Annotated in this window: 9 protein-coding genes; 2 read left to right on the top strand and 7 right to left on the bottom strand. The window is 41.0% G+C overall.

Annotated features, from left to right (window positions below; all coding sequences use genetic code 11):
• The 5 genes from N477_RS24230 to N477_RS24205 all read right to left on the bottom strand — a co-directional run bounded on the left by N477_RS24230 (nucleotide 1) and on the right by N477_RS24205 (nucleotide 7,276).
• A complete protein-coding gene (locus N477_RS24230) occupies nucleotides 1-1,644 on the bottom strand; it encodes an FAD-binding oxidoreductase (protein ID WP_063364079.1) in 1,644 nt (547 codons plus the stop codon).
• Nucleotides 1,645-1,899: 255 nt separating this feature from the next.
• Nucleotides 1,900-3,654: a sensor histidine kinase gene (locus N477_RS24225; RefSeq protein WP_063364080.1), complete on the bottom strand. Its 1,755-nt coding sequence runs from the start codon at nucleotides 3,652-3,654 to the stop codon at nucleotides 1,900-1,902.
• A gap of 9 nt (nucleotides 3,655-3,663) precedes the next feature.
• Nucleotides 3,664-4,359 (bottom strand): response regulator transcription factor, encoded by a 696-nt coding sequence (locus tag N477_RS24220; RefSeq protein ID WP_063364081.1) that lies wholly within the window; start codon nucleotides 4,357-4,359, stop codon nucleotides 3,664-3,666.
• Between the two features lie 593 nt (nucleotides 4,360-4,952).
• Nucleotides 4,953-6,485, bottom strand: a complete 1,533-nt coding sequence (locus tag N477_RS24210; protein WP_063364083.1) for a leucyl aminopeptidase — start codon at nucleotides 6,483-6,485, stop codon at nucleotides 4,953-4,955.
• A gap of 260 nt (nucleotides 6,486-6,745) precedes the next feature.
• Complete coding sequence (locus N477_RS24205) at nucleotides 6,746-7,276, bottom strand: hypothetical protein (protein ID WP_155732026.1); 531 nt, start codon at nucleotides 7,274-7,276, stop codon at nucleotides 6,746-6,748.
• A gap of 243 nt (nucleotides 7,277-7,519) precedes the next feature.
• Between N477_RS24205 and N477_RS24200 the strand changes: the two genes are divergently transcribed.
• Nucleotides 7,520-8,782 carry an FG-GAP repeat protein gene (locus N477_RS24200; RefSeq protein WP_063364085.1) on the top strand — a complete coding sequence of 421 codons (1,263 nt, stop codon included), beginning with the start codon at nucleotides 7,520-7,522 and terminating at the stop codon, nucleotides 8,780-8,782.
• 381 nt (nucleotides 8,783-9,163) lie between these two features.
• Nucleotides 9,164-10,270: a hypothetical protein gene (locus N477_RS24195; protein ID WP_063364086.1), complete on the top strand. Its 1,107-nt coding sequence runs from the start codon at nucleotides 9,164-9,166 to the stop codon at nucleotides 10,268-10,270.
• Between the two features lie 64 nt (nucleotides 10,271-10,334).
• Here the strand turns inward: N477_RS24195 and N477_RS24190 are convergent, their stop codons facing one another.
• Nucleotides 10,335-11,300: a hypothetical protein gene (locus N477_RS24190; protein ID WP_063364087.1), complete on the bottom strand. Its 966-nt coding sequence runs from the start codon at nucleotides 11,298-11,300 to the stop codon at nucleotides 10,335-10,337.
• Nucleotides 11,301-11,465: 165 nt separating this feature from the next.
• Nucleotides 11,466-12,734 (bottom strand): hypothetical protein, encoded by a 1,269-nt coding sequence (locus N477_RS24185; RefSeq protein ID WP_063364088.1) that lies wholly within the window; start codon nucleotides 12,732-12,734, stop codon nucleotides 11,466-11,468.
• Between the last annotated feature and the right edge of the window lie 19 nt (nucleotides 12,735-12,753).

Raw genomic sequence — 12,753 nt, 5'->3', positions numbered from 1 at the left:
TTAAATAATCGTCTTACGGCTTCTAAGTAAGCATTTTTCGTCTTTACTACACTCTTGTTTAGTGTTGATCAACTCTTCATACTTATCGACAAAGTAGTCTTTCGTTTCAACCGAAGCATCTTTAAAGCTGATAAACGAACCATGAGTTTGCGGAATATCATAGCTGCGGCATGACTCAATCCAATCTTGCGCTCTATTTTCGTAAAAGCGTGTGGCAATTTCTTGCTCTTTGCTCACTGGCTTATCTTTGTCAGGTTGATCCCACCATGCTTGATATTGAATGGTGAAAGGTCTGTCTTGATAAGGAAATGCACATGACACTCTTTCACTTAATGGAGATTTGAGTTTATTTGTGTAGAACGGCCCACTAATTGCGCCTAGCGTAATATATGCCGATACCGTCGAGTCACTATTTTGATCAAAGAGCAACGTTGACTGTAAAGACATCACAAGCGCTTCTCGCCCTTGCTCATCCCAATCAGGAGTCGGCATTCTCGACGTAATTTTATGCGGTGCAGGACCATCTGTTTCAAGCTCAATGCCAGTACTACGATCCCAGCTATCAAAATTCAAAGCATAACCAGTTGCATTACTGGCAATTGAATGTACCTGAGTATCTGCATTGACGTTTTTATACAGTTCCGACAGAGAATTAGCAGCGTTTGATTGTGAAGTTGCTCCCCCGGTCAGGCCAACGACTTTTGCCCATGCAGCTAATAACGCATCACGTTCTTCGACTGTGCCACCAAAGTGCCCATTCATTTGCCAATCTAGCACAGCATCTTTACTGATTTCAGATGCACAGGCCACTGCTTTGGCATCAACTTTTAAGTTGGTCCCAATTAAGTTCTGATTTTTATCGTTTGCAATTAAGTGCTCCCAAGCTGCAATAATGGTCGTTGCTTTAATATTTTTCAGTGCTGGTATCGTGTCATTCTTAATAACAAAACTTTGTGCGATTTCTGGCAGCTCGAATGGTTCAAAGAAAAACTCAGTCACAATGCCGTAACTCAGTCCACCACCACCGCGTAGGGCACTTAAAAGCTGACTATTATGAGCAGACTGAGTTTTATTATGGTAAGTCGCGCTTTCCCCAAGGTATTCAACTGTGCCATCACCAAGCACAATCGTTGCACCCGTTAATCGCTCACAGCCCATGCCATATCTGCGTGTCCAAGGCCCCCAACCGCCACCCATAGTGTAACCCGCAATCGCCACTGTCATACACGTTCCATGCGGGATCCCAAGGTTATGCGCATCAAGTTCCTTTTTTATATCGACAAACTTTGCACCAGGCTGGATCCTGACTTGCGCTTTGTCATCACTTACCTCAACCGCATTCATGCATTTGAAATCAATCAATACTTTTCCCGTAGCAACACACTCACCTTCGTGGTCATGGCCCCCAGATTTAACGGTAAGATCGATCCCCTCATCCTGTAAATACGCGATGAGCCCAGAAACCTTCTCAGTACTGGTCACATGAACTACCGCGCTTGGTACAAAATCAAATTTGCGATTAAATACTTTACGAGACTCGTTGTACTTACCATCTAGCTCATTTAATCCATCATTTGGGTAAAACACATTACTCGTACCAACAATTGAATCAATATCATCTTTTTGGCATTGGGTTAAAAACATTGCGATGCTTCCTTTTATACGTGCTAATACAATGCCTTTATTGTGGGTGGAGGTATAAAATAAAACTATTACAGGTTGTTACAGCTATATTATATCTTGGTGGAATAAGGGGTAGGTACATAGCCTACACAACATCAAAAAGATGAATAGAAGTTGGAGTTGAAAAACCTATCAACTCCATAGCTTAATGACTCTAAAACTTATAGAGATAGCTAGCACTCAAGTTCTTTGAGCGTTATAACCCCTACCAGCTGTTTACTCGCCTCTCAACTTTAACTTGAATGAGACCAATAAGGCCAACCCTGGATGCCTTCTTTGCACTTGGACCTCTCCTTGCTGTGACAACACCAGTTCGCGGACAAGGGCCAAGCCAATCCCCGTCCCTTTGGTATTTCGCGTCAGTTCACTGCTCCCTCGGTAAAACAGCTCAAATATTTTTTCTTCTTGCTCTTTGCTTATGCCATTACCATAATCTCGGATCTCCAATTGAACCATATTTTGGTTTGTGGGGTGCCTGCAAAAAGTAAAATCAATTTTCTTTCTATCATTGTCATTTATCTTTGCTGATTCAAAAAACTTGATGGCATTGTCCGTAATATTTATCACCACTTGCGTAAACGCATCAGGCTCAATATACGCTAAAACAGACTCGGGCTCTGCCAATTCCATACAATGCACCTGTTTAAAACCGTGCTTGTCAGTCAATGACGAAATTTTAGAATGAATAATGTTTTGCAATACTGTCAGCGGGACATACTCTGGCGCCACATTTTGCTGCTGACGCTCAAAAGCAGACAGCTGTAAAATGTTATCAATGAGCCTTGCTAGCCTATCACTCTCATCACAGATAAAATCAAAATACTCACCTTGGTGCTCTGGCGAAGCCACCATGCCAGATTTAAGCATCTCAGAATACATCTTTATCGATGTTAAGGGTGTTTTTAGTTCATGGCTTACCGATGAAATAAAGTTAACCTTCTCTTCTGAAAGTGCAAGTTGCTTAACACTAAAGCGATAGAACCCATAGCAAGCAGAAACGATGGCGATTAATAAAATGCCGTTAAAAATCAAGCTAAATATGGTTGATTCAGCCAGTGGCATGGGCTTTGATGTCACCGATAGTGTATAGTTTTTATATGGCCAATCCAGTCGAGTTTCATAGATAGGCTGTTGTATGTAACTACTTTCTACTGTTTTCGGCTGTGAGACTGTCGGTGTACTCTCTGAAGGAAGATATAAAAAGTGTGCATGGGGTAGCGTCTCATCCACAATCTTAAGCGTTACCATAATCGGTATATCAAACCGCCTATTCTCAAGAATATCCATCACTTGCGGGTGTAAGTACGGGCCTCTTTTTACCACATACCCTTGCAGCACGGGCTGTTCCAAAACAGGGACAATACGATAAAAGATGATATATTCAGACAAGTCGAAGTTCACATCAAACTGATTTTTTTTAAGGTCTAGTCCAGTATTCAACATGGCTTTAATCGATTTAGATTGAAATACAGTGCGATAAACAGATACAGCCATTTCGCGACGCGTAATAGCCTCTAAGGTTTGTATTTCATTGGAAGTGTCAGACAACTCATCAACTGTAATCGCATTTGGCCAAATTGGAGAATTAAAATTGCCCTTATGATCAATTTGAAAATACCCCACAAGTCCCGTTATATTTTGTGACCCATCAAGCTGTGCTAAAGGTGAGACTACTTTTTGTGTTTGCTTAGTAACTGGGTTATGCACATAGCGATAATAGTTAAATGCATCAACCGGAATTTGATTGCTCGCACTGGTCATCCGAAACAGCTTTCTGTTAATAACCCTGACTAAATTGCTGGCTTCTTGTTGATACTCAGACAAGCGGTTTTTTTCCGCTTGCTGATAACTAATACAAAACAGTAAAGAGAGAGGGATGAGGAGCAGCAATAAGAGTAAAACCGCCGAAATCTGCAATCGCCTTAAACGCTCAGAATAATTAAGTAAGCGCTTATTTTTTATAAAAGTCATTTGTTATTCTTATAGTGTATAGAGCTGATAGCCTTCGCCTCTGTGGGTGATTAAGTGCTTTGGTGTTTTGGGATCTATTTCTATTTTTTTACGGATTTTAGCGATATGAATATCTACAGTGCGCGTATCTATATCTTTGGTCTCCTTGTATCCCCAAACATCTTTTAGCAAGTCATCTCGTGACACTAAACCGCCTTTGCGGTTTAAATAAGCCAAAATCTCTGCTTCTCTGCGGGTATACTTCACCTCTTTTTGATAGGAGTTACCCGTCAATGACTGTAAGCACACTGAAACTTGATCACTGAGCGAGATAACATCGCCTTTTGCAGTCCACCCTGAGCGCCTAACTAGTGCACTGACACGTAAAACTAACTCTGAGGTTGAAAAAGGTTTTGATACATAATCATCGGCACCGAGAGTCAGCGCATTAATGATGTCTTCTTCTGCATTTTTTGCTGTGAGCATCATAATTGGTTGAGTGCGAGAGTGAGCTCGAAGTGCATTGCAAATATCAAAGCCATTCATTGAAGGCAGCATGACATCAAGCAAAATACAAGTGTAATCGCCGCAAAGCCCCTTATCTAAACCTTCTTTTCCGTCAACGGCACTGTCTACGTCATAGCCATGAAATACAAATAAATCCGTCAAGCCTCTTAAAATGCTCGGCTCATCTTCAACGATGAGCAGTTTTGGTTTAATGCTCAAACCACTTCCTTTTGTTGATGTAAAAATCGATGTGATCGCTGACCTTCTTTCTCATTGGTTTTTATAAATGGTTCAGCAGCCCTTTTCTGTGCATATGCAGTGTACCAATTTTCGCAAAGGTTTAAATGCAAACTTTTGTAAATTCTCAATGCCCTCGACTTTACTCTTTCGCCGACTTCTCCCTAATTACTCTCACTATACTTTATCTCACTCACAACGCATTCAAGCACAAATAAACATTTAAGGCATTGAATTACATAAAATAGTTATAGATAAAAAACCTAGAGAAATAACCTGCCATTGATTATGGGCGCCTTGCTTGCAGCGACAACTATGAGCGCAATACTGTTTTTCAATACCAGTAATGCAGCTTATTTAGTGAATAAAAGCAGTCTATTAATCACCATAGTAGAACGGAGCGATTTAAACATTGCACGAGTTCACAAGCTCAGGCTCCAGCATGGACCTTGGTGTAACAGTTCGTCAATTGCAAAGCTACCAAGATTTGGTGGCAAGCCCAATGCAAATTGTTAGTTTAGAAAAGAGTGTGCTACTAAAATGCAGCAACACTCATAAAAAGGGTAAGATATGTATTAGTTACTGTTTTGTCTCACTAATTGATCTAGAAAGCGTACACCCCAACCTTGAGAACCTTTTGGTGCCACCGCAATCGGCTGATTTAACCAATCAACACCTGCAATGTCCAAGTGTACCCATGGAGTATCTTTATCTACAAATGTCGCAACGACTGCCGCACCGATACTTGCACCCGGGTTACCTGCACCTGAGTTTTTAATATCTGCAATATCTGACTTAATTTGCTTAAAGAAATTCGGGTGCAGAGGCAAAGGCCAAACCGCTTCACCACTGATTTCACCGACTTGCATCATATTTTGAGCAAGAGACCAGTCGCGCGTAACCATGGCCGCATACTCATCACTTAACGCTCTTGCGGCTGATCCTGTCAACGTCGCAATGTTAACCAGTATTCTAGGTTTAAATTCATCTTGTGCATAACGTACTGCATCGGCTAGTAACAAACGGCCTTCGGCATCCGTTGAGATGATCTCAATCGTCGTCCCTTGCATTGTTGTTAGTACATCACCCGGACGAATAGCATCTTCCGCTGGCATATTTTCAGCAAGTGGCATCACACCGACAACATTGACATTTTCACCTCTACTAGCCACTGCTAACATTGTACCGGCAACCGCAGCAGCACCAGACAAATCAGATTTCATCTGCCACATACCGCTGTTTTTCTTCAAACTGATACCACCAGTATCAAATGTGATCCCTTTACCCACCAATGCAATTGGCGCGTCTTTTTTGTTACCGCCGCGGTAGTTGATCACCAACATCCGTGGTTCATGGATAGAACCCAAGCCAACACCTAAAATCGCGCCCATGTTGCGCTTTTTCATTTCTCTGACTTTCATTACCTTGATATCAACGTTATCGATATCATCGAAAGCGTCCTTTACTCTGTCTACAAAGCTCTGCGGATAAATTGATTTACCCGGCTCTGACGCCATATCACGGGTTAGATGCACGCCTTGTACCATGTACTGTAAATCGTCATTATATTTTTTAGTAGCTGCAGCAACGTTGTTACTATGAAGCACAAAGTTACGAGGTGAGGATTGCTTTGCCTGTGCTTTATACTTATCAAAGTGATAATCGCGCAGACCTGCGCCCATTGCGACCCAAGCTGAAGGTGTTGAAACTTGCGTATTGAGCGCATCAGTCACGATCGCATACTGAGCATGGCCATTATCTGGTGTGCTCGCTGCTGCGTAACCACCTAGGTCTTGCAGTTGAGCTTGTGTTAATGCATCAGAGCCAGTACCGATCACTGTAATTTGTGCAAAAGGCGCCAGACCATAAAACGTTTGTGTTTTACCAAACCCACTTTTAAAGCCTGCGCTCTCAATTGCGCCTTGCAATTGACCATTTGTTTTTGTGTTTACTTGCGCCGCAAGCCCGCTTAATGAATTCGCGTTATCAACAAAAATGATTAAACGCTTGTTTTGCGTTAAGTCGAGTTTAGAGAATTGAATATTAGGTAGCGCGTGCGCCATGCTTGAAGCCAACATAGTCAGCGCAGCAAGTGTAAATTTGATCATGCTATTAATCCGCTTTATTAAACCGATAACACTCAAAAGTGTCGCTTTGAGAACCAAAACCTTGATTAGACCAGAGTATAGTCAAGGTCTAAGCGGTATGAACTCTACCTTGTAAGAGTGAATGTAACCATTTGTTATCGATGAATATAAGCAAAAATGCTGTGTATGGATTAAGACGATTAAATTGCTTTGTATTTTGTATGTGAGAACCTATATTAAAACTTTATTTAAAGCATTATTCTAGGTCCTCTGATATAAGTTTATTCAAATAGCTCGGAGTTTTTCAAGCGACTGTGGTCATCAAACACTTCACATGGCGCACCACCATCAGAGACGCAACACGCTTGAAGCTGTTCTGACGACTCTTCTTTTCTACACAATAACCCTGTCCCCAATGGTCCTGGTTTATCAAATATACAAGGTGTACAACTCGGTGCAAAACAAACGCCATTTTGGAAATCTTCTCGAGAACAAAGTACAGCCTGGCGTGGATTGATAAAACGCGCGTTTTCAAGTAGAACAGACGCATCATTAAGTGCTTTTCGCAGCGCTTTTACCGACAAATCTCCTTCTGAATCCTTGACTAAAGATTTGTATTTGGCCAAATAGCTAGGGTCGTTAAAATTTGATGCTAACAAATAGATAATCGCGGTATTTAAGCGCTTTTCTAGCTCCGCCTTTATCCGCGCTTCCTGTGTATTTATACCTTTTGCTGTCGTTTCTTGCCCGTTACTCGCTGCAAACATGGGCATAGCAATAAGAAACATTAAAGATAGTATAACTAGCTTCACTTTAGATAATCCTTTGATATATGTGTGTTCGACACGAAATTACGGACTTTCATAAGAAAAATCTATTACACAGCATTACTCTAAGAAGGCTTATGGAGTAGTCAAAGATCAGTTTCAACAAACATTTATAGCATATGAGTCAACCTCGAATAAATTTGCACAAACCCGACGCTGTAGACACTTGTTATGCATTAAAAAGTTTCATATATTGGCACAGCATTATCTAACCCAAGGAAAATAATAATGAAATCGGGTGCTCTACTTAAAGTGTTATCTTGTCTAACTCTGCTTGTGGCTTCTCAGGGCGAGGCCAATCAACAGAAACTTTTACCTCATGACGGCAAAGCCGATGACAGTTTTGGATTTAGCGTTGCTGTAGACGGTAAAACTGCTCTGATCGGTGCCTTTAAAGCGGATACAAAAACAATTCAAAATGCAGGGGCCGCCTACGTGTATGCACTCGGCAGCAACGGCTGGTACCAACAAGCAAAGTTAGTGGCAGAGCCTGCATTCAGCGAGGACACACTTGGTGGTAATGTGGCACTTAAAAATAATATGGCCATGTTAGGTGTATCAAGAAGAGACAGCCGAGGTAAAGACTCTGGCGCCGTGGTGGTATTCGAAAAACAAGGCAACACTTGGACACAAAAACAAATTTTAACTGCAATTGATGGTAAAGCTGGCGATGTATTTGGACAAAGCATTGCACTGACTGAGCGCTTTTTAGTCATCGGTGCGCCGCACAGTGACGCTCCACACAAAGACTCTGGTTCAGCTTATGTATATACTCGCGAAAACGGTGCTTGGCAGTATCAAACAAAACTCACAGCCAAAGACGGTGCTGCGGATGATTTATTCGGTATTAGTGTGGCGATTGATGGTAATACCATTCTTGTCGGTGCAGACTTACATGATGAAATAGCACAAGAGGCCGGTGCAGTTTATGCCTATGAATTTGATGGTAAACAGTGGCAGCAACAAGCTAAACTGATGGCAAAAGATGGTGGACATACAGATATCTTCGGAGTACGAGTTGCGCTGCGAGGCGATACTGCACTGATCTCTGCCAGAAGAGACGATATTGAAGGTGTAGGTGAGGATGCAGGTTCAGCGTACATTTTTGAGCGCACGGATGGAAAATGGACGCAAACACAAAAGCTGGTCGCGCCAGATGCTCATGCAGATGACCGATTTGCACGCGGCGTAACACTCTCTAATGACACCGCCCTAATTAGTGCGATGCACCATGACGCCAACGGCAGCAATGCAGGTGCTGTCTATATGTATAAAAAACAAGGTAGCCAGTGGCACTACACATCAAAGATCGTCGCCAAAGACGGAAAAATCGATGACAGATTTGGCTGGAATCTCGCGCTATCAAATCAACATGCCATCGTTGCCGCACCACATCGCGATGATAACGGCAATTCATCAGGTGCGGTGTATATGCTGGATTTAGAAGGTAGTAAAGCAGTTGCGTCAAATCGACATGATAAAGTGAAATAATATCCATCTGAATAAATACTAAAAAACAATTAAAAGAGCGATTTTTGTTCATTAATTGTTTTTTAGTAAAATCTATAATCATGAAAAGTCAGCTTACTCCAACCTACATATATTTTCAGACTTCCAATTGTTATAGGTTATTTCTTCCCTTGACGCCTCCTTTGAATTTGTTTACTCCGGTTCCCATGAACTTGATCGTGTTGCCTATTAGTTCCTGGTGTACCCTTATTAGCATTTGGCATATTTGCAGAGTTGTTTCGCGGTGTAATTTTAGATTTTGTCATAACATTTCCTTTTCTATTGTTTAATTGAGTGTTAGTTTTTCATATAAGCAAATAGAAAAAAGGGACTTTTCACTGAAATATGATATTTCCTACAAGCATGAATAAAGGGTTACTGTTTAATTACCTGCCGGAGTTAATCATAATTTCATTAAAGTGCATTTCATCAGAATCAGACTTATTAGTTAAGCTCGCCAGAAAACTTAAAAGAGATAAAAACATTTCACACGATCATCAAATCTTTAGAGATATAAGGCATGGTAGAAGACGATTATCTATTTTTGAATCGTACTTCAATATTGATACTGATTCTCTTAAGCTAAACTTTAGTCGAGAACCTAACCCACAAAATATGGGTAGCTGGTACTTATTAAAATCCTTTGTTAACGGCGGTAAGTATAACAATCAGGAAGAAGACATTGCTTTAAGATATTACTGGAGCTTTCTAGAGGCTCATTGTGACCTTGAGCATACTATTTTGGAAGAACTAAGTTCCGCTAAAAGCATTGAGTTAATAGAAAGTTACTTAAAAACATGGCTTAGCATCAAGACACAGAACAACTTTGATCTAGACGGCAACACCATGTATATTTATTTAGTTAAATCAGTAATGTACTGGGCAGCTTTATTTGAATTATTTTTGGAGCTTGAATTTAATACTACTGAATATTCATATCTCCACAAGGTTTTACCAATCTTCAATGAGAAAACTAACAAACTAAGCCTTTCAACAGAACAGTTCCTTATTAATTTCAAAAAAGCATGGTCACGCGACGAGCATGGCTATGCCAACGAGCGGACTATCAAATGGGCCGACCTATATCGCGATATAGCTAAAAAGAGAATGCAAGATCCAGATATCACGAACCCGCCCATTAGTTCAAACTCTCCTGAGTTACATGAACCTGATATCACCGCTATAAAGAAAAAATTTGATAGATGGCGAAAAGGAAAGACATTAATCTCAATGAACGAAATGAGAAGTTTCATTGCAATTCTCAGGGTACCATTTTCTTACTCTAGAGATGAACTTAGGTTTTCGCACTGCATATTTATTAACTTATTTACATTCATTCAATTACAAGGCTTAGAGCTTAACATCGACTTGAAGCTGCTCTCTGATGCCTTTTCTGATTATAAAAGATACAAAGAAATAGTAAACCGGCGGTATAAAACATATAAACAGACCAAAAAACTAGAGCCTTAATAATTAAATACATATTGCAATTCCCCAAGTCGATTTTTATTTTTAGTCGCTTGTACACAGTTAACTAAACCACATAATCAATCTGCTGCACTAAGTTTGGGTTACCCTGCTCATCCAGATAAAAACCTGATTTTCTGATTGCACCTTTCAGCTCGCCTTGCTCGCGAATATTCATCGGGGTATCTGCATTTTGCAACCCTATAGCGCCAATTTTAGCCTCTGACAGTGTCACCAACTTGTCTTCATCTTTGTTTTTTATCCATACTTTGAGGCTGTCAAATACCTCGTCATTTTCGTCAATAAAGCCGTTGCCATCCTGGTCGTATTTGGCTAAATCAGCAAAGCCATTACCACTTAGCGCTCCGAATAGTTCAGTGCCATCATCAATACGCGAATTATTGTTTAAATCCAGCGCCAAAAAGCCATAGCCTTTTTTAAGATGGGAGAATGTATCTGCTTTGCCATCGGCATCAATATCAAACTGCATCTGCTCACTATCCAGCTCAACTGCCTTATTGGTAAAGCTGATAATTAGCGGATCTTTCATATTTATATCTTCAATCGTACGCTCGTAACTGGTGTGAGATTGCTCAAATACAGACTTAAACGCAAAAGCAATTTGCTCGCCATTTTGGAGTGTAATGTGCCCACCTACTTTAAATACATTAGATTGGTGCTCGTGACTTAAACGCTCAACAATAACATGAGTTGGTTCGGGCTGCTCGGCATCTGCAGCAGCAAGCTCAGCGGCAGCTTCAGCCTCTGCTACGTCCTTACCTATGGTGTCATCGTACCAACTCACTTCTTTTCCGGTTAGCTTCTGTACCAATAACTTAAGAATATACAGCTTAGCATCGTTGCCCATTTCCATGTCACTTGCAGCTTGCTCTGCCTTAGTAACTTCAGTGTCAGCCATGGACAAAGCACTTTGCTCCTCTTCAGGCATTGTAACTTCTGTCCGCTGCTCACTGACGTGAAATTGCCCTTCATGTTTGTTACGCATCTCAATTTGTGCACTTTCAATTTTCATAGCTCCTCCAAGCCCATCCATGTAATTTGGTTATCGGCAAAAAAGTCTATAAATTGAGCAGGAATTTAAAGAAATAAAAGCAAGGAACAAGCACTATGTGCAGCGTTGTCGCAGCATGTCTCACCCACCCAGCTAAGCTGCGAGCGTGGGTGAGTGAATTTGCCTTTAATGCCTTAGTAAGACAGTGCTGGGCAACACAGGATCACAGTCATGGTAAACCTCACTACGGTAAGTATGTGAAACACTATTAATGCAGTATCCATCTGCATAGTTTGTCGCACCTAAATGCGGGTTTTTAGCCTCCCCATAAATACGGTTACCACTGAAGTGGCTCAACCCTGAGCTAACCTGAAGTGAAAACTCATAGGTAAGCATACCTCTGGCTGTGATGTGTGGGCTATGAATTGTGACTTGATTACCGCCAACATAATGCTCACCGATAGCTTGTATCCCTCTGTACGCTCTTTGTAGCTCTATGACATTGCTTGAAATTATATTTTCTGAGCATGGCGTCGAGTGGCAAAGTGAAAATATAGCGGATGAAGTAGTGCCTATTGTTTGGCGATCCACACTGTTACTTTGACCATTTGAAAAGAGGCGATTGTAGTGAACATTGAAATTACTTGCTAAAAGCTTAATGCCATTATTACCAAAAGCATTAATGTCATTATCTGAGATCACTCCATAATAACAACGATCCACACAGTCCATACTTTGTACGTAAATTGCGCTTGAATCTAAATAACCATAAACATCACGAATGGTATTTTTAGATACTTCTACCTGACCAGAAGCTGACCCGACTATAGATATTCCCCTGTGCGCCAAACGCCCTTCCCTCACAAGATCTACACCATTAAAATACCTATCAGAACTGGCGTCATACCCTCCAACTCTATCTATGAAATTATTGAAAATATGAATATTACGACTGTTTGTGATCTGAATCGCCCGAGCTGGGTAAATTTCTGAGTAATGCGTTATGGTGCCCGTTTTAAAATCAGTTCCTAAAAAACGACTGAATACCGAGTAAGAAATATCAATGCCATCCACACCTTGTACTTCTACGCCTTTTGTTGCTAAAAAGCCCCCATCAATCACAACTTGCCTGATCTGGCTCCCACTGGCATTTTCGGTAAACTTGAGCATAGCAGCAGAATCGGCAAACTTACTTTTAGCAATAATCTGAGCGGTATGCCCTATACCTTCAAATCGGACAGGTCTATCAATTATCAAAGGTTTAGTAATTAATATGGGTTGTCCACAGATATAAATATTACCTATCCGGCTATCGGCCAAAAAGCTTCTTAGCGCCTCTTCTTTAAGTTCGGGTGGATTGCTATCATCCCACCCCCAACATAAGTCTCCTTCATGCCGCGCAAACACGGATACAGATAAAAGTAGTAATACGATTCCAAAACAGATTCTTTTCATTTTTGTCCCTTATGAAAAA

It is taken from the genome of Pseudoalteromonas luteoviolacea H33-S, assembly GCF_001625695.1.
Classification (GTDB): Bacteria; Pseudomonadota; Gammaproteobacteria; order Enterobacterales; family Alteromonadaceae; genus Pseudoalteromonas; species Pseudoalteromonas luteoviolacea_B.
This window is presented reverse-complemented; position numbering and strand designations above follow the sequence as displayed.